17 protein-coding genes and 3 pseudogenes are annotated in these 19,838 nt (G+C 63.6%); 6 read left to right on the forward strand and 14 right to left on the reverse strand.

Annotated features, from left to right (window positions below):
* Positions 1 to 541 precede the first annotated feature (541 nt).
* Both ltrA and ACFQGD_RS19875 read left to right on the forward strand, forming a co-directional pair.
* A complete protein-coding gene (gene ltrA, locus ACFQGD_RS19870; protein WP_390221082.1) occupies positions 542 to 2,410 on the forward strand; it encodes a group II intron reverse transcriptase/maturase in 1,869 nt (622 codons plus the stop codon).
* 11 nt (positions 2,411 to 2,421) lie between these two features.
* A complete protein-coding gene (locus ACFQGD_RS19875; protein ID WP_390183373.1) occupies positions 2,422 to 3,006 on the forward strand; it encodes a reverse transcriptase domain-containing protein in 585 nt (194 codons plus the stop codon).
* On the opposite strand, the gene ACFQGD_RS19880 is transcribed toward ACFQGD_RS19875, so the two are convergent.
* Complete coding sequence (locus ACFQGD_RS19880; RefSeq protein ID WP_345398941.1) at positions 2,897 to 4,177, reverse strand: IS3 family transposase; 1,281 nt, start codon at positions 4,175 to 4,177, stop codon at positions 2,897 to 2,899. The genes ACFQGD_RS19875 and ACFQGD_RS19880 overlap by 110 nt on opposite strands.
* Between ACFQGD_RS19880 and ACFQGD_RS19885 the strand changes: the two genes are divergently transcribed.
* The 4 genes and pseudogenes from ACFQGD_RS19885 to ACFQGD_RS19900 all read left to right on the forward strand — a co-directional run.
* Positions 4,176 to 4,793 carry a group II intron maturase-specific domain-containing protein gene (locus ACFQGD_RS19885; RefSeq protein ID WP_345398938.1) on the forward strand — a complete coding sequence of 206 codons (618 nt, stop codon included), beginning with the start codon at positions 4,176 to 4,178 and terminating at the stop codon, positions 4,791 to 4,793. The genes ACFQGD_RS19880 and ACFQGD_RS19885 overlap by 2 nt on opposite strands.
* Positions 4,794 to 4,883: 90 nt before the next feature.
* Positions 4,884 to 5,267: pseudogene (locus tag ACFQGD_RS19890) on the forward strand (transposase); the annotation flags it as partial.
* A 65-nt stretch (positions 5,268 to 5,332) separates the two neighbouring features.
* Positions 5,333 to 6,522, forward strand: a protein-coding gene (locus tag ACFQGD_RS19895; RefSeq protein WP_390221019.1) for an IS3 family transposase whose coding sequence is annotated in 2 segments (ribosomal slippage) — positions 5,333 to 5,585 and positions 5,585 to 6,522 — 1,191 coding nt in all. Because the reading frame shifts where the segments join, the coding sequence is not laid out codon by codon here.
* A 43-nt stretch (positions 6,523 to 6,565) separates the two neighbouring features.
* A pseudogene (locus tag ACFQGD_RS19900) lies at positions 6,566 to 7,432 on the forward strand (IS256 family transposase); the annotation flags it as partial.
* On the opposite strand, the gene ACFQGD_RS19905 reads toward ACFQGD_RS19900, so the two are convergent.
* From ACFQGD_RS19905 to ACFQGD_RS19965, 13 genes and pseudogenes are all read right to left on the reverse strand, one after another.
* Positions 7,429 to 7,977 (reverse strand): transposase, encoded by a 549-nt coding sequence (locus ACFQGD_RS19905; RefSeq protein ID WP_345400756.1) that lies wholly within the window; start codon positions 7,975 to 7,977, stop codon positions 7,429 to 7,431. The pseudogene ACFQGD_RS19900 and the gene ACFQGD_RS19905 overlap by 4 nt on opposite strands.
* 299 nt (positions 7,978 to 8,276) lie before the next feature.
* Complete coding sequence (locus ACFQGD_RS19910) at positions 8,277 to 8,831, reverse strand: ATP-binding protein (RefSeq protein ID WP_345400758.1); 555 nt, start codon at positions 8,829 to 8,831, stop codon at positions 8,277 to 8,279.
* 46 nt (positions 8,832 to 8,877) lie between these two features.
* Positions 8,878 to 10,026 (reverse strand): annotated as a pseudogene (gene istA, locus ACFQGD_RS19915) (IS21 family transposase); the annotation flags it as partial.
* 425 nt (positions 10,027 to 10,451) lie between these two features.
* Entirely contained in the window at positions 10,452 to 10,649 is a 198-nt protein-coding gene (locus tag ACFQGD_RS19920) for a ferredoxin (protein WP_345400753.1), read from the reverse strand.
* Between the two features lie 24 nt (positions 10,650 to 10,673).
* Positions 10,674 to 11,456, reverse strand: a complete 783-nt coding sequence (hcaB, locus tag ACFQGD_RS19925; protein WP_345400750.1) for a 3-(cis-5,6-dihydroxycyclohexa-1,3-dien-1-yl)propanoate dehydrogenase — start codon at positions 11,454 to 11,456, stop codon at positions 10,674 to 10,676.
* A gap of 2 nt (positions 11,457 to 11,458) precedes the next feature.
* Positions 11,459 to 11,683, reverse strand: a complete 225-nt coding sequence (locus ACFQGD_RS19930) for a hypothetical protein (protein WP_345400747.1) — start codon at positions 11,681 to 11,683, stop codon at positions 11,459 to 11,461.
* An 11-nt stretch (positions 11,684 to 11,694) separates the two neighbouring features.
* On the reverse strand, positions 11,695 to 12,243 hold the full coding sequence (locus tag ACFQGD_RS19935) for a 3-phenylpropionate/cinnamic acid dioxygenase subunit beta (protein ID WP_345400744.1): 549 nt from the start codon (positions 12,241 to 12,243) through the stop codon (positions 11,695 to 11,697).
* Positions 12,240 to 13,631, reverse strand: coding sequence for an aromatic ring-hydroxylating dioxygenase subunit alpha (locus tag ACFQGD_RS19940; RefSeq protein WP_345400742.1), 1,392 nt, complete (start codon positions 13,629 to 13,631; stop codon positions 12,240 to 12,242). The genes ACFQGD_RS19935 and ACFQGD_RS19940 overlap by 4 nt, the downstream gene beginning before the upstream one ends.
* A gap of 8 nt (positions 13,632 to 13,639) precedes the next feature.
* The gene (gene phtC, locus ACFQGD_RS19945; protein ID WP_345400740.1) at positions 13,640 to 14,431 is read right to left on the reverse strand and encodes a 3,4-dihydroxyphthalate decarboxylase; all 792 of its coding nucleotides are present in this window, start codon (positions 14,429 to 14,431) and stop codon (positions 13,640 to 13,642) included.
* A gap of 312 nt (positions 14,432 to 14,743) precedes the next feature.
* Positions 14,744 to 15,535, reverse strand: coding sequence for an IclR family transcriptional regulator (locus ACFQGD_RS19950; RefSeq protein WP_345400738.1), 792 nt, complete (start codon positions 15,533 to 15,535; stop codon positions 14,744 to 14,746).
* Between the two features lie 293 nt (positions 15,536 to 15,828).
* Positions 15,829 to 16,353, reverse strand: a complete 525-nt coding sequence (locus tag ACFQGD_RS19955; RefSeq protein ID WP_345400735.1) for a hypothetical protein — start codon at positions 16,351 to 16,353, stop codon at positions 15,829 to 15,831.
* Between the two features lie 16 nt (positions 16,354 to 16,369).
* A complete protein-coding gene (locus tag ACFQGD_RS19960; protein ID WP_345400732.1) occupies positions 16,370 to 17,446 on the reverse strand; it encodes a peptidylprolyl isomerase in 1,077 nt (358 codons plus the stop codon).
* Entirely contained in the window at positions 17,443 to 19,701 is a 2,259-nt protein-coding gene (locus ACFQGD_RS19965; protein WP_390221151.1) for an MMPL family transporter, read from the reverse strand. The genes ACFQGD_RS19960 and ACFQGD_RS19965 overlap by 4 nt, the downstream gene beginning before the upstream one ends.
* Between the last annotated feature and the right edge of the window lie 137 nt (positions 19,702 to 19,838).

Here is a 19,838-nt window from a genome sequence, read left to right on the forward strand (position 1 = left end):
TGCTGGTAACGGCAGGGTGCGAAGCTCGGGGGAAAGCCGGAGGGTTCCCGTTCCATCCGGGAGCCACGGGCGAGAGGAAGACCGGACGGGTGAACGTTGTGAACCCTTGATTGATGTCTCGTGACTGCGGATTCCCCGTGATGGGTAGTGGCAGCGGGGTTGCAGGGCTGGCCGTTGGAAAGCGGCGGGTGCCGACCGGATCATTCCTGTCCGGTCGGGTGGACACCACCGCCCCGGGATAAAGAGGGCACCCACCCCGGTCGGGTCTCACACGTGCGGAACGCGGGAACCCCGGCTGGGGTCCAGGGCGACAGGGTTCGTCGTGGTAGGCCGACCGTGAGGAAGGCACAGATCCCCAGTGGGACAGGATGGTCCAAGAAGCGAATGCCGGCGGCTGAAAGGCAGCAGGAAACCGAGGCGGATGAACCGTTGACCTCCAGCGATGCCCCGGATAACTGGCCGGATACGGGACGCATGTGCCCGGCCCGCAAGGGAGCCGACGTGGACCAGGTGAGCTGGTGAACGAAACCTGAGGACGACGTTGGAACCGGAGGGCAAGTTGGACGCCGAGGCGGTCGCTGAGGTGAACGGACCTACGGACGAATCCCTGGACTGGGACGCTGTGGATTGGCGTGCCGCCGAGGAGGACGTACGACGTCTGAGGCAGCGGATCTTCACCGCGAGTCAGGCAGGGGACTTCAAGAAGGTCCGCAACCTGCAGAAGTTGATGCTTCGGTCGCGCGCGAACACGCTGCTGAGCGTGCGGCGGGTGACCGAGGACAACGCTGGCCGCAAGACGGCGGGCATCGACGGACAGGTCATCACGACCTCGTTCGGCAAGGCGGCGCTGGTCGGCTGGATGTGCCAGCAGACCGAGCCGTGGCAAGCCCAGCCCGTCAAGCGGGTGTTCATCCCCAAGTCGAACGGCAAACAGCGCCCGCTCGGAATTCCAGTCGTTGTGGATCGCGTGCTGCAGGCACGGGTGAAGAATGCACTGGAGCCCGAATGGGAGGCACGGTTCGAGCCCAAGTCGTATGGCTTTCGGCCCGGCCGTGGCTGCCACGACGCGATCGAAGCGATCTACCAGGTGGTTAAGGGCCGCAACGCCAACCGCCAGTGGATCCTCGATGCCGACTTGGCGGCGGCATTCGACCGCATCGATCACGACCACCTGCTGAACAGCCTCGGGTCCTTCCCCGCGCGGGGACTGATTCGGGACTGGTTGAAAGCCGGTGTGATGGATCGGGGCCGATTCGCCCCGACGGAGGCGGGAACACCGCAGGGTGGCCTCGTCAGCCCCGTCTTGCTGAATGTCGCGTTGCACGGGATGGAGAAGGCCGCGGGAGTCAGGTACTTCCACCGCAAACGGGGTGGGATCGAAACCGCACCTGACTGCCCCGTGCTGGTCCGCTACGCCGACGACGCCGTGGCCCTGTGTCACAGTCGCCAGCAGGCGGAGCAGGTCAAGGCACGGCTGGCCGAGTGGCTGGCGCCGAGGGGTCTGGTCTTCAACGAGGACAAGACGCGCATCGTCCACCTTGATGAAGGTTGTGACTTCCTCGGGTTTAACGTCCGCCGCTACCACGGCAGAGTGGTCTTGATCAAACCCAGCCGGGAGGCCGTGAGACGCATCCGGAGACGGCTGCGCACCGAAATGCGTGCCCTGCGAGGCGGGAACGCTGCTTCGGTGCTCAAGAAGCTCACCCCGATCGTTCGGGGATGGGCTGCCTACTACCGGACCGAGGTGTCGAGCGAGGTGTTCTCCGCGCTCGATGACTACATGTGGAAGCTGACCTACCGATGGGCACGACACCGCCACCCGAAGAAGTCGCGATGGTGGGTCGTGGACCGCTACTACGGTCAGTTCAACCCGACCAAGCGCAACCGCTGGGTGTTCGGCGACCGGGACACCGGCGCTTTCCTGCCCAAGTTCGCTTGGACCAAGATTGTCCGACACGCGATGGTCGTCGGAACCGCCTCGCCTGACGACCCGGCGCTGGCCGACTACTGGGCACAGCGTCGCCGCAAGCAGATGGACTCGCCGCTGAGCGCATCTGTTCGGCGCCTGCTCAAGGCCCAACAAGGACGATGCGCCGCCTGCGGCGGCTTCTGCTGCATGCCGACCAACACCCGCAAAGCCCGAACGAATGGGAACAGTGGGTGCGCGTCACGCTGGTGGCACTGCGCAAGCAGCACATCACCAGCCCACACACGCGGCGCAACGGCACGGACGATCCGCGTCTCATTCACGCCTTCTGCCGCCGACGAACCATCATCAGCGGCGAAGGTCCAGCCGAAACGCAGGTGGCCTGAACGCCTTCGAGCTTGCTTGAGCCGTATGCCGGGACGACTGGCACGTACGGTTCTGAGGGGGCCTCGGCGGGGCAACCCGCCGGGGCTACCCGACTGATCAGTCCTTTGTTGCCGAACGTCGCGTTGCACGGATTGGAGGAGGCAGCCGGGACCCGGTATCACACCACCGGTAATCAAGCCGGAAAGGTAAAACCGGACTCCCCGGTTGTGGTGAGATACGCCGACGATGTGGTCGTGCTCTGCCACAGCCAGCGGCAGGCCGAACACGTCAAGGAGCGGCTGGCGGAATGGCTGGCGCCCCGGGGCTTGGTCTTCAACGAGGACAAGACCGTGATCGTGCCCCTCTCGCAGGGGTTCGACTTCCTGGGGTTTAACGTCCGCCGCTACCACCGCAAGCTGCTGATCAAACCGAGTAAAGCAGCCATCAGGCGGATCCGGACACGGCTCGCGATGGAGATGCGCAGACTACGCGGATCCAACGCGATGATGGTCATCATCACGCTCACCCCGATCATCCGGGGCTGGGCGGCCTACTACCGGAACGTGGTGTCGTCTGAACCGCCCCGGAGAGTCTGGAGACTTTCTAGTTTGAGGCTCCGGCGGTTGCTGGGGCCTGGTGGTGAGCGTAGTGAGCCTGCTCGGCTTCGACCGGTGTTAGGTCGTCGCAGTACTCGAAGGGTCGGCGGTGGTTGAACCAGTCGACCCATTCGGCGGTGGCGACTTCGAGGTCGTCGACGCTGCGCCAGGGGCCTCTCGGTTTGACTAGCTCGGTCTTGTAGAGCCCGATGACGGATTCGGCCAGGGCGTTGTCATACGACGAGCCCACCGCCCCGGTCGAGGGCTTGATCCCTGCGGTGTCGAGGCGCTCGGAGTGGGCCACGGACAGATACTGCGTGCCGTGATCATGATGGGCGATCAGGCCGGTCAGGTCCTTGCTCTCACGATGCCGGGTCCAGATGGCCTGCTCGACCGCGTCGAGGACGAGCTGGCTGGTCATCGTGGTCGCGACCGACCAGCCCAGGATGCGGCGGGCGTAGGCGTCGATGACGAACGCGGTGTAGCACCAGCCCGACCAGGTCGAGACATAGGTGAAGTCCGATACCCACAAGCGGTCCGGTGCCAGCGGTCGGAAGTCGCGGTTGACCAGGTCGCGCGGCTTCGGTGCCCGCGGATCGCTGATCGTGGTGCGCTTGACCTTGCCACGCACCGCCCCAGCGAGCCCCAGCTCACCCATGAGCCGCTCCACCGTGCACCGTGCGACCGGCGGCGCACCCGACGGGCGTTGTCGGTTCAGCGTCAGCCACACCTTCCGCGCCCCGTAGACGCCGTAGTTCGCGGCGTGGACCGCCGTGATCTCCGGCTTCAGCTGCTCGTCCCGAACTTCTCGCTTAAACGGCGTGCGGGCGCGGTGCTCGTAGTAGGTCGCGGGGGCGATCGTGCAGCCCAACTCGGTGAGCTGGGTACAGATCGACTCGACACCCCAACGCAGACCTTCGCCGTGCTGGCCACCGACGTGCTCGTCGATGTAGCGCACGATCAGCGCCGTGGCCGGTCGAGCTCGGCCGCGAAGAAAACCGACGCGCTCTCGCAGGATCGCGTTGGCACGCTTGAGCTCGGCGTTCTCCCGCCTCAACCGCTTCAGCTCCGCCGACTCCTCCGTGGTGACACCCGGCCGCTGGCCGACATCGATCTCGGCCCGCCGACACCACTTGCGGACCGTCTCCGGAGTCCCGACCCCGAGCAATTCGGCGACCTTGGTCATCGCCGCCCAATCCGACTCGTGCTCAGCCCGGATCTCACCGACCATCCGGACCGCCCGCGCACGCAGCTCGACCGGGTACCTCTTCGACGTACTCCCTGACATGACTCCATCCTTCCCAAGGAACGGAGTCTCCGGACTCTCCGGGGCGGTTCAGTCCAAGCGGTTCGCCAGCCTGGACAACTACCTGTGGCAACTGCTCTACAAGTGGGTCACACGAAGCCACCGGAACAAGCCGAAGCTCTGGATCATCGACCGGTACTTCGGCAAGTTCAACAAGTTCAGGAACGACCACTGGGTGTTCGGTGACCGAAAAAGCGGCGCCTACCTGGTCAAATTCTCCTGGACGACCATCGTCCGACACGTCATGGTCAAGGGCACAGCATCCCCGGATGACCCCGCCCTGGCAGACTACTGGGCCGAACGGCGCACGAAGATCAAGCCCCCGCTCAACAAGTACATGCTGCGCCTGCTCACCAAGCAGAACGCACAGTGCCTGTTATGCGGGGACCACCTTCTGTCCGCCGAGCAGCCACCCCAAACCCCCGAGCAGTGGGAACACTGGTGGCTGCAGCTCACCCGCAAGGCGATAGTCTCCGACTACCTCACCCACGCGGGCAAGCCAGGCCCACCGGGCGGTGACCAAACCGGCCTCGTACACGCCTCCTGCCACCGCGAGCACCTTGCCCGCCAACGCAGGAGCACAGCACAGCGAACCTGAAGGGTCTGTCGGTGAATCGGTGTAAGCGGTCCTGACACGCCGAGCTGTGCTTGGCGGGAAGGAGCGTTTGTGGCCGAGACGATCGAGACTATGGAGTCGTTGACGATCGAGCAGCAGGAGCTGGCTGCCGAGTTGGTGGCCAAGGCTCGCCAGGAAGGTGTGGAGCTGACCGGCCCGAACGGGCTGCTGACCGGGTTGACCAAGCAGGTGCTGGAATCAGCGCTGGAGGCCGAACTGGCCGACCACTTGGGTTACGACAAGCATGATCCGGCCGGCGACAACAGCGGCAACTCCCGCAACGGCACCCGGACGAAGACGGTGACCACCGATATCGGCCCGGTCGAGATCGAAGTCCCGCGCGACCGTAACGGGTCATTCGACCCACAGACCGTGCGCAAGCGGCAACGCCGGTTGCAGGGCATCAACGAGATGGTGCTGTCGCTGACCGCCCGCGGGCTGACCACCGGCGAGATCTGAGGGGCTGTTGATCTTCCGGACAGCGAACCCACTAGGGTTTTTGTTCGGAAGAGAGGAAGCCAGTGTCAAAGAATCGTCGGTCGTTTACTCCTGAGTTCAAGGAGGAGGCGGCGAAAATGGTGGTCGAGACGGGCCGCCCGGTGGCGTCGGTCGCGCGGGAGAACGGGCTGAACGAGCAAACGCTTCGTAACTGGGTGAACGACTACCGGAAGGCTCATGCTGCGGACGAGCCACCATTGACCGTGTCGGAGCGCGCGCGGCTGCGTGAGCTGGAGAAGGAAGTCCGTGAGCTACGGATGGAGAAGGAGTTCCTGGGAAAAGCCGCAGCCTTCTTCGCGAGCGAGTATCGGTGAACGAGAGGTACGAGTTCATCGAGGTGGAGAAGGGCGCAGTGACCGATACTGGCGAGAAAAAGTACACAGTGACCAAAATGTGCGAATGGTTGGGTGTGTCGAAGTCGGGATTCTATGAATGGCGTTGTCGGCCCAAGTGCGCGACGGCGCAGCGTCGCGCCTACCTGGCTCCGTTGATCACGAAGGTTTTCGACGATTCGGATGAGACCTACGGTCACCGGCGCGTCCACGCCCAGCTGCAGCGCCAGGGTGAGCGGTGCACCCCTGAGCTGATCCGCAGCATCATGCGTGAGCTGGGGCTCGAGCCTTGCCAGCCCCGTCCGTGGCGACTCGGCCTGACTGAGCCGTCTGCCAGCTTGCTGCCCGACCTCGTTGGCCGCGACTTCGCCGCATCCGCGCCCGGCGAGAAGATGGTTGGCGATATTACCTATATCCCTACGTGGGAGGGCTGGGTTTATCTCGCGACGGTCATCGACTGTCATACGAAGGGCGTTATCGGGTGGGCGATGGACGATAATTACCAGACGCCTCTCATCGAGAAGGCGATTCGCATGGCCGTACGCAACTATCCTATCGCACGCGGGGCGATATTCCACTCCGACCGTGGCAGCAATTACACTTCCGCCCAGTTTGCCAGCACGCTCCGATCATTGGGCATCAGGCAATCGGTCGGACGCACGGGAATATGCTATGACAATTCGATGGCCGAATCGTTTTTTGGTGCCCTGAAGAACGAGCGGGTTCACCGAGTGATCTACTCCACCCGAAAGAGGGCCAGGACAGATATTGCTGCCTATATCGAACTTAGATATAATAGTCGACGTCTCCATTCGGGACTCGACTATAAGGCCCCAAATGAGGTCTACAACGAGTACCTGAACCGGCAGCAAGCGGCATGAATTGACCCACTAAACAGCTGTCCGGAAAGATCGAGGCCGCTCAATCTCCGCCCACTTCGCCGAGGTGTATGGCGCAAAGGTCAGCAAAGACACCGTCTCGACTATCACCGATACCGTGCTCGAGGAAATGACCGAGTGGTGCCACCGCCCGCTGGATCGCGTGTATCCAGTGATCTTCGTGGATGCCTTGACGGTGAAAATCCGCGACGGGCAGGTCACGAACCGGCCCGTCTATGTCGCCATCGGCGTCACCGTCGACGGCGAACGCGACATTCTCGGACTGTGGATCGGTGACGGTTCCGAGGGAGCGAAATATTGGCTCAGCATCTTTTCCGAGCTGAAAAATCGCGGCATCGAGGACTGCTGCATCCTGGTCTGCGACGGCGTGAAGGGCATGACCGACGCGGTCACCACCGTCTGGCCACTGTGTACGGTCCAGACCTGCGTCATTCACTTGGTGCGCAACACCTTCCGCTATGCGGCGAGGCAGCACCGTGATGCCCTGGTCAAAGACATCCGGCCCGTGTATACCGCGCCCAGCGAATCCGCCGCGGCCGAACGGTTCGCAGAGTTCGCCGACAAATGGGGAACACGATACCCCGCCATCATCAACCTTTGGCGCAAATCCTGGGAAGAATTCATTCCATTTTTGGACTATGATCCCGAAATAAGGAAGGTGATTTGTTCAACAAATGCTATCGAATCTCTGAATGCCCGCTACCGGCGAGCGACCCGGGCACGCGGGCATTTCCCCAACGAGCAAGCAGCGATGAAATGTCTGTACTTGGTGACTCGCTCGCTGGACCCCACCGGCAAGGGCAAGGCACGCTGGGCCGTGCGCTGGAAGGCACCCCTCAACGCGTTCGCCACCACGTTCGAAGGGCGCATCGTCCCCAGCACCACCAACTAGAAACCCGAACGCTTACACCGTTCACCCGACACTCCCCGCGTTAGGGGGTATCTTACGGATCTTCCGGGCGGGGCTGCGGAGCCAGATCTTGATCGATGCCACGTTGACGGCCCCGGGAAGATGTAGTCGCGTTTGTCGGTGCGAGCGACCGCTCGGAAGGCCTTGAGCTTGTTGAACGCGCGTTCGGTGGTGTTGCGATCCTTGTAGGCGATCGGGCCGAAAGCCGGTGGCCGGCCACCGTTGCTGCCCATTTGAGGAAGGTGCGCAATCTGGTCGGCCTTCTCGGGGATGGTCGCGGTGATGCCGCGTAGCCACAGGTGAGCACCGATCTTCTTGGTCGAGTACGCCTTGTCGGCCAACAGCTGGCCGCCCCGATTGCGAGCCCGACCGAGCCCGGTCCGCGCGATGTGCAGCCGGTTCATCAACCGCTCGAAAACCAGCGAATCGTGCCGCTGACCCGCTGTGGTCACCCGCACCACGGATCGAGAGCGCCGGTCGGCCAGCAGGTGGATCTTCGTCGTCAGCTCGCCACGAGAGCGGCCCAACGCCTCCTGGTGCCGACTGTGCCATCACGGGCCTCGGAATTTCTTATCATTCGACCCCGCACCCTGTATGGGCCGGGATCGGCAGCTGCTCCTCCAGAGCCGGGATCAGCCGTTCGGGCGGGATGTCCTTCGGCGACTCGTGCCGCGCACCGGCAGATTCACCGGTGGCCTCGGCGACCCACGGCCCGTCCTGTGAGGCACCCGTCGGCGTCGTAGGCCGGTGTCCACGTGTGGACGCTCACGTATTTCCTCGGCCCTGCGCTCACGTTATTCCGCAGGTGGTGGGTCCTGGTGATGTTCTACTCGGTGGGTTCCTTTCTGTCACTGTCGACACTCCGGGGTCGCTTGTTGGGTCGGTAGCTGGGTCCGTTTATGAAGACCTGGTGACTGGTGTTGATGAGCCGGTCGAGCAGTGATTCGGCGACCACGGGGTTGGGGAACAGCGGGTACCAGTCGACTGGTGATCGGTTGCTTGTGAGCACGAGCGAGTGGCCTGCTCGTTCGCTGATCAGTTCGTAGAGGTCGTCGGCTTGGCGGGCGGTGAGCTCGCGCATGCCGAAGTCGTCGAGGATGAGCACGGCGGGTTTGGCGAGTTCGCGCAGCCGCCGACCCCAGGTGCCGTCGGCGTGGCCGCCGGCGAGGTCGGCGAGCACCCGGCTGGTCTTGGCGAAGCGCACGTCGGCGCCGTGCCGGATGGCCAGGTGCCCGAGTGCTTGCGCGACGTGGCTTTTGCCGACGCCGACGGGGCCGTAGAGGATCACGGACTCGCCGGCGTGCAGCCAGCGCAGCGCGGCCAGGTCCCGGATTTGGGCGGCGGGCAGTTTGGGGCTGGCGTGGAAGTCGAACTCTTCCAGGGTGGTTTGCCGAACAGCCGCGAAGGACCATGCAGGTGCGCGGCGGCACCTGGGTGGCGATCAACTCGCCGGCATCGAAGATCTGCACCACGGTCGGTGTTTCGCGGGCGTCGACCCGGCGGCCGATGTGCCGCCAGGGCACTGAGTACAGCGTCTTGCCGACTTTGACGTGGATATCCGGACCGATCTTGCCGGTCGACCACGTGGCGAGCACGAACGGCCTGCGCGGCAACGGCTTCAGCGCTTCGGCCTCGACCGCGCGAAACACCGACATAGGGGCGGCGCCGCCAAGCGGGCGGCAGTGTCGTTGCCCGGCCACCTCACGGCACCACAACAGCGCTTGTTCCTGCATGTGCTCCAGCGAGGAGAACTCGCGGCCGCGCCAGAAACTGTCGCGCACATACAGCATCGGGCGCTCGACGCGGGGTTTGTCCTTCGGTTTCGCTGCCCGGGCCGGGTCGATCAGGACCCTGTAGTGCTCGGCAAGCTCGGCATAGGAGCGGTTGAGCTTCGGATCGTACAGGTCGGGCTTCTCGACCCCGGTCTTGAGGTTGTCCGGCACCAGCCGGGCAGGGACACCGTTGAAGAAGGCGAACGCCTCGACATGAGCTTCGGTCCAGGCTCGCTGATCCATCCGCAGCACCGGGCGCACGAACATCAGCCGGGAGCAGACCAGCACCAGCACGAAGGCCCACACCCGGTGTTTCTTGCCGCTACGCGGGTCAAACCACGAGCCCAGGTGGCCGTAGTCGATCTGCGCCTCCGCGCCGGGCTCGGCGTCCTCACCGAGCACGGTCACCCGGTCACGGCGGACCTCTTCGGGCAGGTTGGCCGCCACCCACCGCTTCAGCGACGCCACCGACGCTTGCAGGCCCTGCTCGTCGCGCAGCCGCTGGTGGATCGTGGCCTGCGAGACGCCGAGCTTGAGCATATCGGCGATGTAATCGCGATACCGCTCAATCTCCGGCCACGTCGTCTGCCGCAACCGCGTATCCGCCAACTGCGGAAACCAACCCGATACCAGCTCATGCCACTGCGCGGTCGTCTTCGTCGGACCGCCCGGCTCGATGCCCGCGGCGATAGCCGGGGCCAGGTACTTCCTGATCGTCTTGCGATCCAGACCCAGGCTGGTCGCGATCTCGCTCTGCGAGCGACCCGCATACCAGTGGATGAGAATCTCGGTCACATCCGTCACGTCGAACGTTCTCCTCGCCATCTCACTCCCCGGCCACACGTCATGGACCGGGGCAGACTTCCGTTTGCGAGGACCCAGATCGCGGCGACACGCTGGGGAATTACGTGAGCGAGAACCCCTCAGACCTGGGGAATTTCATGAGCGCTGACACCACGCTCCACCGAGGATAGCGCCGAGCCGGGGCGACGATGTCGTCGGAGAGCCCGAACCCCAGCGAGGGCAACCGCCTCTGCTGGGTCGAGAACTCGACGAACTCGTGGGTGCCCCTCACTCCGGGCGGACTCCACAAGCTGCTGCTGATCAATCTGAGCCGACATCGGCTCGATCATCTCGTCCATAACCGGTCCCTCTCCCGAGCCAAGCTCGGCGTGTCGGGACCAGTTGCACCGCGCGCCTCGGACAGACCCGAGCCTTGCGATCAACGATCACTCATCTTCGAGCCAAATCGCAGCGGTAGGACAACTGCGCACTGCCTCCGCCAGTTTCTCGCGGTCATTCTCGTCGGCGACCGTTTGCATTAGTTGTACCTTGCCGTCGTCGTCGATGTCGTAGAACTCCGACGCTGCGATGACACAGTTCGCGTAGCCTTCACATTTTTCGACGTCAGCTGCCAGTTTGATCATGATTACTCCACGAGGTTCGTGCTATCAAACTTTGATGCCCATTCCGCCGTCTGGATGCAGGAATCGGCCTGTCATTCCGCGGGCCGAGTCTGAGGCGAGAAACACATAGCTGCCGGCGTGGTCCCGAGAGGTCAGTGCAACCTCGAGCGGGTTGTTTGACTTGAGTTCCATCGATCGGTTCGCTGTCGCGCCGAGGCTTCGTTCGTTCAGACCGAGCGCGGGTAACCCCCGTAGATCAGTATCGAGCGTGCCTCCCGGAGCGACCGAGTTCACCGTGATTTCCGGCGCGAGTTCGTGCGCGAGAGCTATCACAGTGCCGCGCACTGCGAATTTTGAAGCCAAGTAAAGGATTCCGCCCCGTCCCGGGTAAAAACTCGACGTGGACGATGTCAGGATGATCGTTCCCCGTGATTCGATCAGCGCTGGTACGGCTGCTTTGACCGAGGCGAGTTGGCTGCGGACGTTCGTGCGAAAGGCCTCGTCGAAGGCGGCGTCGAATACCTCGTCCTCGATCGCCCTGATTCCGGTGTAGTAGTCGAACAGTCCGACGCAGTTGACCAGGACGTCAAGGCCTCCGAACGACTCGACAGCTCGGTTCACCGCCTGCTTGTCCTGCTCCAGCGAGGTCGCATCTCCCTCCACAACCACTATTTCGGGGTGCGACGCGCGGAGCTGGTCGCATTTGTCGTGGCTCAGTTCGAGCACCACAACCTGGGCGCCCTCTTCGAGGAAGCACTCCAGGACGGCATGCCCGATTCCTGATCCCGCTCCGACAATTAGCGCACGCTTTCCTTCCAACACCGCCACAATCAGTGCACCTCCGGCCCGTATGGCGTGGACAGCAGGGTCGTGAATAGGTCGGATGTTTGCCAGGTCAGGCTCTCCAGTGCGAGTGGACAGATTGAGATCTCGGCGCCCGATTTCATGTTGTGAATCAGCAGTCGGGATCCGTTGCGCGAGCGGACGTGGCTGATCTTGATCTCGGCGAACTCGTTACCGATCACGAACGTATGCTCCACCTCAGGTTCGTTCATCATAGTAAGGCTCACAGGAAGATGCCGAGGTTCTGCATGCGTAACACGGATTCGTCAACCTCGATATCGCGCCGAGCGAGCTTCAGATCGTCTCCGACGAACCGCAGAAGGTCGGTTCGGCCCGCAGACAATAAGGCCGACTCATTTACGTCACCGCGACTGCGAAAGACCAGCACGGAGGATTCGACACGCAGTTCGTCGGTACGAGTCGTATGGAAGGTGAGGACGTTGGTCACGAAATGCCGCAGGCGGGAGGGCGGGTCCTCGGTCCAGGCGTGTTCGGTGTCGAATCGGGCGACTCGTTTCCGCAGTGAAAAGAGATCCTCGTCGAAATGGCTCATCCCGGCGAGGGTGTCGAATCCAGCGGCTCTCGCCGTGGTGATCCTGACCGGCATCTTGTACCGGACGTCGTCGGTCATCCGCTGCAGCCACTCTGAGTAGCGTTGTTTGTCCAGGAGGTATGCTTCTTCCGTCAGCCACTGCGCTGCCTGTTGGTGGGCTTGTTCCAGGTAGGAGATCGGGCGCGAGGTGTCGATCTCGTCGCGAGTCGACCGGTTCATCGATGTTCACCTCCGTCCGTCGCCGCGAGAGCCTGGGCATGGCCGTTGGCCGAGTCCCGGTCCTCACCACGATCCAGATAGTCCGACCAGAAGGCCAACCAACGGCGTTGGTTGTGCTCACCGTATCCAACATAGGACGTTCCAGGTCCGGAAAACGACTCCGGCTTGGACGAGATAACACTGTCGTCCAATGCCAACCCCATTCGGCTGTTGAGGCGAAGACGACGGCCCATGGCGCCTTTGGCAGTAGAGGTGATGGAGACCCAGTTTTCGACGTCATCTTGCTCGAACATGCCCGAGGAACCGAAGCACATTATGTAGGCCTTGTAGGACTCCTCCTTGAAGTATTCCGGCGCGTCGGCATCGACCGCGAACCAGGACAACACTTCGGTTTCGGACTCACTCACCGGTTGCCATTGACGCAGCGAGATGAAGGGCCTAACCAGTCCGTCGGCATTCACCTGAGGCCAGTTGTGCACGAAACTGAGGTTCGGAAAGACCGTTGCCGCCGAGACCATGAACCCATCCCTGCCGATCAGGTCTTGCTGCTCAGGTGACCAGCTTCTCTTGGTGTTCTCGATCATTTCGTCCGGGTAGCCGACATAGCGTAACCCTTCGTCGAAGTCGACGCCCTGCGGAAGCTTGTATGTCGTACCGCCTCCCGCGCCCGCAAAGTACAGCGCTCCTTCCTTGCGCTTGCTGGCCTTGGGTTCCCCGAATAGGCCGACCTCGACGACACTAGTGTGCGTCTGCGGCGTGTGATAGCTGTCACCGCAGAAGTTCTCAGCGCCGATCTTCCAGTTGGCCTTGATCCGCCACCGTTGCGGACCGCGCAATTCAATACCGGCCGCGCTCTGATTGACATAGAAGTCCAGATAGAAGGCAAAGTCTCCGAGATAATCACGTAACGGAGGCGCGTTCTCGTCGAGACACGCGAAAACCAAACCTCGATAGGTATCGACCGCGGGAGCGGGAAGAAGCGTCTGGCCTTTCTTGGCAATTCCTTTTTCGCCACCATAGGCGTCACCGTGGAACGGCAGACCGATGAGGCGCCCATCGTTCTTGTACGACCATCCGTGATAGGGGCAGCGGAAGTGCGAGGCGTTGCCCACCTCGGCACGGCAAACCTGCATTCCCCGATGAAGACACATGTTGAACAGTACCCGGACGACGCCGTCCTCATCCCGGACCACGATAAAGGAGTCGTTCACGATACGGCGCACCACGTAGTCTCCCGGTTTGGCCACTTCCGACTCGTGTGCGAGAAATACCCACGACTTTGCGAACAGCCGGTCCCTCTCCAGCGCGAATATGTCGGCGTCGTTGTAGACGTGGGCGGGAATCATCCCCCTCCGCACGTCCGAGGTCAGCTCGGATATGGTCACCATTGCAGGTGTCACCTTTCCTCGACGAGAGCGCCAGGGGAGGCTCCGGCCACGCCGTCGATCGCTCGGTTGTTCCGTTCGATGTCAAGACCCTCGTGACGTAGGCGTGCCACGTGAGAGCGCCAAAGGAGAGCGTCATTGAACGCCGAACCGAGGTCCGGCAATTCCGCGAAGTCCTCGTTCGGCACCGGCTCCGGCGTCCCACCACAGCGCGCGATGTCGAGGCATACCCGGGCGAGCTCGTCCACGGTGATCGCTCGGACGACTGCCTCTTCCAACGTCGAACCGACCGTAATGATCCCGTGCCCGCGGAGCAGGCATACCGACTCGTCGCCCATCGCGCTCAGCATCTCCTCGGCAAGATCGCGTCGCCGAATCAACACCGAGCGCTCGTAGACAGGTATACCGCGGGCGGCGAGATGAGAAGCCGGAATGTTGTACGCACCTAAGACAGGGCGCAAGGGCACGCCAGCCAGATCGGCCGCCACCACCGCCGGCGGATGGGCGTGGACAACCGCCATCACTTCAGGGCGGCAACGAAGAGTCTCCAGATGGAGTGGCAACTCGTTGGGTGGACTGTGCTCGCCGAGCTCACCCATGCCATCGAGGCCCAGAAGCCGCACGTCTTCCGGTGATGTGAACAGTAGCCCTTCCTCGGCGGGCCCTCGGCAGCGAATCAGGAGCCGATCCGCAGCGATGCGCACACTCACGTGACCCAAGATGCCCTCGGCAAGGCCCTGACGCGCCAAAATTCGGCACGCCACAGCAACCCGCTCCCGCAGCGATGACAGCTCCCCGGGCACAGCCCCACCCCTCACTCGGATCAGACTTCTATTTTCTGTTTTGCAGAAGATACCTCTGTACAGTAGTCGACGTGTGCGATGGGGTCAAGCGATCGGGCACACGCGACGGAGAGTCCGACAGGACGAATGAAGGGCTCAGGAGAACGTCAGGAGGTCAATGAACGCTATACTTGGCGCAAATCACCAGGCAGTCAGCTACCAAGAAGACTGAAAGTAAGCCGACTGGCAAACTGACTTGACCTGCAAGTTCGGCTTACTTTCGGTCGAATTGGTATCTACCGGCACAGTAATCGTCGGAGGAAACCAAGACGATTAGTGCAGTAGCTTCCTTGCGTCCTGAACGGTAGCCACGAGGAGTTCACCGATCCGGCGGACGTCGGACCGGTTCATCCGGCTTATGGGTACGGCAACGTTGAAGGCAAGGCCGACCGGCGAACCATCGGTGGGCAAGGCGACGGCGACTGAGGAGACTCCTTCCTCGCTTTCCTCGCTGCTCGTCGCATATCCCCGCCGCCGCACCGCCTCGAGCTCTATCTCCAGTTCGGTGCGCGACCGAATCGAGTTGCTAGTGAGTGTCTCGAGTTCTTCCTCAGGGAACAACCGCCGAACCTCATCCTGTGTGAACTGCGCCAGCAGGGCCTTGCCCGTGGACGTGCAGTTCGCCGGCATCGACTGACCGAGACGCGATGCCACCCGAACGGCACGAGGGCTCTCCACGGCATCAATGAACCGGACCGTCGTTCCGTCCAGGATCCCAAGGTGCACGGTTTCTGCTATCTCGCGGTTCAGTTCCTCAAGAAACGGCCGGAGAGTTTCCCGGACGTCGAAACGCTGCAGGATTCCGAAGGCCACGCCGGTGAGCGCGGTACCCGGCCGATAAGCCTTGGAGCGGCTGTCCTGGCGAATGAAGCCCCGATACTGCAGCATCGCCAGCAGGCGATGCGCGGTCGAGGACGCGACAGCAAGATACTGCGCGACGTCGGTCAGTCTGAGCTCGTCGCGTTCCCCCAATAGCAACAACACCTTCAACGCGTTGTCGACAGACTCGATCGGGTACTGCGGAGCGGGCTCGTTGGAGGGAAGGTCGGCCACCGATTTCGCCATAGCAGAATTCTACTCCACCGTGAGGTCCATAGTTGTTACTGACAGTGAGAGTCGGCTCACGCGGTGAAGCCGTCAGTGCCGCGACCGGCGGGACGCTAATGGATGCCGACGGAGGCAGCGATACCGTCCTGCTGAGCGGTCCGGATCTGATCCGTACCACAGCACGCCCAGGGTCAACGGTACCGGCCGTCGTTATGGCCGACGTTCTGCCTCGCCACTCCGGCGACCAGCGGTGAACCTCCCTGTGTCTCGAGTAGCCGCCGCTGCACACCGAACGAGGTTGGCTGTCCCGCTCAACCGACCTTTGTGATGGTTTTCTTGTCTTCAGAGCACATTGAGCATGGTGTGAACCCTTCCTCCGCTGCTTCCTCTCGCGTCAACTCTTCACTCTGCCGACCAATCAGCGATGAGCACCCGGGCTCGTGGAATCGCTTCCGGCCGGGAATGACGCGAACGATCTCGACGTCGGCGTCGGCCACAACGATAGGCACAGCAGTCTCGTCAGCGCCTACCGCTTCCCGCTTGCTCTCCGGCGAATCAGCACCGTCGGCAGTTTCGTTCCGGGCGAAGGCCGTGTCACTGTCGTCATCCAGGGCCGGTTTCTCCAGGATGTCATCCTTTTGATCTGCGGCGTGAGCTGGCGTTGGGTCTTGCTCCGACGCACGTCGGTCGGCCCAACTACGCGCTGCTACCAACGTCACGCTGATCAGAGCGACTACCACGGCGGCGATGCCGTAGTAGAACGTTTCCGTGAACTGTGCTGCGAGCGTGAGCCCCGCAGCGATGACGATGAGCAGAAATACGATCACGCTGTTCACCCGCTTTCTAACGACATCACCGTGCTGGTGTGTCCGACGGAGGCGCGTCGGGGTTGTCGGGCCGGTACTCGTCGGCATACTCGACGTCGGCGGCGGTGATCTGGTTGCCGAGCCAGCTGCGCCAGGTGTTGAGCTTGCGCTGGTCGTTCAGTTTCGCCTCGAGTTGCTTCTTGATCTCGTCGAACGACAGCTGCTTGGCGGGCGTGGTTTGCAGCACTTGACCGATGTTCCAGCCGTGTTGCGTTTTCACAGGGCCGAAGAAGGCGTTCTTATCGGTCCGGAAGGCGGCTTCGGCATACTGCTTGGCGAGCTGGTCGGCGGACAGGCTGCCGAGGTCGCCGCCGGAGTCCTTGGTGCTCGCATCGAGCGTATGCTGCTTGGCGAGACTCGCGAAATTAGCCCCGCCTCGTGCCTGTCGCAGCAGTCGTTTCGCCTTGCTCTGCGAGTCCACCACGATGTTGCGCAGGTGCCGCTTCTCCGGTCGTACCATCTCTTGCTTGCGGTCCTGGTAGGCCTCGCGGACTTCTGTGTCGGTAACCGGTTTGACATCACTGGTGACTTGCTCGAACAGCCTGCTGGTCGTGAGTTGACGCTTGACCTCGTCGAGGACATCGTGTTCGGCGATGCCTCGGCTGGCGAGGAACTGGCCGAAGGCGTCACGACCGCCGGTCAGCTGCTTCTCGATGATCTTGTTCACGGCGTCGCTCGCTTTCTTGTCGGCGATGACGACGTCACGTTCTCGAGCGGCGCGATCGAGGATCAGGCTCACCGCGATGGATTTAGCGGCGTCCTTGTTGAACCGCTCGAGTTGCGGGCCGTCTGCGGGTGGTTTGACCCCGTACAGCGCCTCGAGGACGTCGAGCCGTTGCTGGAACTCGTCCCCGGTTACGACCGTGTCGCCGACACGGAGCACCGCGTCGTCGGGTAACGCGGTCGCCCACGCGATCCCAACCTGTGTGGCGGCGCCGGCAAGTACCGCACTGCCGAGTACGAGGCTGACGAGCCTGGTGCGGCCGGTCGGGACCAGCCTCGGCCAGCGGCGCACCGCGTTCACACCCCGGCCGATTACGGGCCTGATGCGGGGTAGCTTCATACTGCCACCTCCGTCCTGTCGATGAGAGGTTTTGAGGGACCGCTGGGCATGTCGGCCGATCGGTCGGGTGCGGGGGGCAGTGCCCACAGCACACCGAGAGCGGCGAGGTAGGAGCAGGCCACGCTGGCGGCGAGCAGTAGACCGAAGTCCCGCAAGACCGCAACGCCGGAGAGGGCCAGAACGAGGTAGCCGGCCGATCCGGCCAACGCGGCGGTACCCACGCCGCGCCACAGCCAGTGCCGACGCCGGTGGGTCGCGGCGGCGAGCATCACCGCGAACTCGCATCCGGTCGCGGTGACCAGCGAACCGATGGCTACGGTCAGTGGGTTGAGCGAACCGCTGACCGCCCACGCCAGCGCCAGAACCCACCCGGTGGCGAGCAGGATAGTCAGCATCGCGCGCCCGGCGTCCCGTCGTTGCCGCAGCCCGATGGCCAGCACAAGTCCCGCGGCGAAGACGCCGACCATGTTGATTAGGCTGCGTCCGCCAGAGACCAGGTTGAGTCCCTGCACCGCCGCCACCGGCAGCCCGGCGAGTTCGACCTCGTATCCCTTCGGTGGTGGCGGGAGCGCCTGGCGCACTGCGGCGAACAGGGCACGCTGCTGGTCGAGATCGCGCAGCTCGACGCCAAAAGTCATCAGCGCCACTTCGAGGTTGGGCCGAATTACTGCTGAAGTGAGGTAGGAAGGCAGCAGCCGCATCCCCGCGGCGATCTGGTTGCCCGTCGGGTCGTCCCCGAGGAACTGCAGCAGACCGGACAGTGTGATGACCGGATGCATCTGGTCGCCGTGCTCGCGCACCACCGCCTCTTCGGCCTGCCGCATCCACTGCAACGCGTCGGGGTCCAGCACGTTCTGGCCACGCAGCGCGATGCTGACCTCGCCGGTCGAACCCAGCAGCTTCTCGGCATAGCGAGCGTCGTCGAGCTCGTCCAGTCCGCGGGCGAGCTGGTCCGGGCGGGATTCGATGTCCAGCCCGGGCAGCGCGGCCCAGCCGAGCCCGGCCACCCCGACCGCCACCACCAGCACGACGGTTCGCTGCCAGACCCGCGCCTGCGGCAGGCCGCCACGACCGCTGTCACGGCGCGACGGCGCGGGCGGCACAGTACCGAAAAAGCGGCGTATCCCGAACGCCACCCCGACGGTGAGCACAATCCCGGCCGCCAGCGCCAACCCGAGCTCGCGAACAAACGGCAGCGACGACAGGGCCAGCGAGGCGAAGCCCACCGCCGCGGCCAGCGCCGCGACCAGCGCGCGCCGACGATGACCAGGCTGAGACAGGTAGAAGGGGAAGTCGCTGCCAATGCCCAGTAGGATCGGCAAAAACGCCACCACCCCGAGCGACAACGACTGTCCCAGCCAGCCAAAGGCGGCCAGGGTCAGCGCCGTGCCCAGCAAGGCCGCCACCAGCGGCCGCAGCCGCGCGCGGCGCCGAGCACTCCACGGCACCAGGAAGAAGATCAACCCCACCACGACCGTGGCGATCGCGCCCAGTATCGGCAGCTCTTGTTGGGCGCGCTCAGTCAGCGCGGAGGTCACCACTGGCACGCCGGTGACCGTCACCTTCGCCGGGTCCAACTCGGAGTTCTCTACCGTGGTGCGTACCGCATCGGCCAACCGGCCCGCCGCAGCCTGATCCAGATTCCCCCTTGGCCGAACCAGGATCGCCACGGTGCGATCGTTCGGCAACACGAATTGCCACTGCGGCTTCGGCCGCCCCTGGTCATCGTAGAGCACCGTGGCGACGAAACGCGGGTTGCGCACGGTCGGCAGCCCGGCCGGCAGCCCGCGGACCACGAGAGATCCGTAGCGGCGGTCAAACTTTGCCACGGCAGCCTTGCCCTCGGCGGCGGCCTCCGCATCGTCGGCGCCCTCCTGCTTGGCCTGCTGTTCAGCGGCGTTGCGCAGCGCGTCGCGGCGGCCGCTGATTTGCGCCAGCAGGTTCTGCGCCGCAGCGGCAGTCTGGTTCAGCGCCGTCGCTGCACCATGTACTTCCGCCACGTCCGGCAACCGCGACAGCTCACCCTCCAACCCCAACAGCCTCAAGAGCTTCTCCTGCTCCAGCAGCAGCTCCCGGGGCTTGTCCGACTCCAACAACACCACCACCGGATCCCCGCCGAACGCCCGCGCCTTCTCCTCCACCGCTTCCAAGGACGGGTTACCTTCGGGAAGGAACGAGCCGATGCCGGTATCGACGCGCAGCTGCGCTAAACCCGCGAGCAGCAGCCCGGCCAGGACGACGACCAACGCACCCACCCCGACCCGACGCCCGGATAGTCGCGCTCCCCGTCGCCCCCACCCGGGCTTCGACCATCGACGTCGCCGCATCGCTCCTCCCATCACGTCGGCATACGCTCTACCTGCGTGTACTTACCGGTGAAGGGTCTCGGGTC

The organism is Haloechinothrix salitolerans (assembly GCF_042662605.1).
GTDB classification, from domain to species: domain Bacteria; phylum Actinomycetota; class Actinomycetes; order Mycobacteriales; family Pseudonocardiaceae; genus Haloechinothrix_A; species Haloechinothrix_A salitolerans.

Excerpts from the sequence above, each read along its gene's own strand:
- ACFQGD_RS19960 (WP_345400732.1), bottom strand. The coding sequence starts at position 17,446 with ATGAAGCTACCCCGCATCAGGCCCGTAATCGGCCGGGGTGTGAACGCG.
- ACFQGD_RS19950 (WP_345400738.1), bottom strand. The coding sequence starts at position 15,535 with ATGGCGAAATCGGTGGCCGACCTTCCCTCCAACGAGCCCGCTCCGCAG.
- ACFQGD_RS19935 (WP_345400744.1), bottom strand. The coding sequence starts at position 12,243 with ATGAACCGGTCGACTCGCGACGAGATCGACACCTCGCGCCCGATCTCC.
- ACFQGD_RS19940 (WP_345400742.1), bottom strand. The coding sequence starts at position 13,631 with ATGGTGACCATATCCGAGCTGACCTCGGACGTGCGGAGGGGGATGATT.
- ACFQGD_RS19885 (WP_345398938.1), top strand. The coding sequence starts at position 4,176 with ATGACTCCATCCTTCCCAAGGAACGGAGTCTCCGGACTCTCCGGGGCG.
- ACFQGD_RS19920 (WP_345400753.1), bottom strand. The coding sequence starts at position 10,649 with ATGATCAAACTGGCAGCTGACGTCGAAAAATGTGAAGGCTACGCGAAC.
- ACFQGD_RS19930 (WP_345400747.1), bottom strand. The coding sequence starts at position 11,683 with ATGAACGAACCTGAGGTGGAGCATACGTTCGTGATCGGTAACGAGTTC.
- ACFQGD_RS19880 (WP_345398941.1), bottom strand. The coding sequence starts at position 4,177 with ATGTCAGGGAGTACGTCGAAGAGGTACCCGGTCGAGCTGCGTGCGCGG.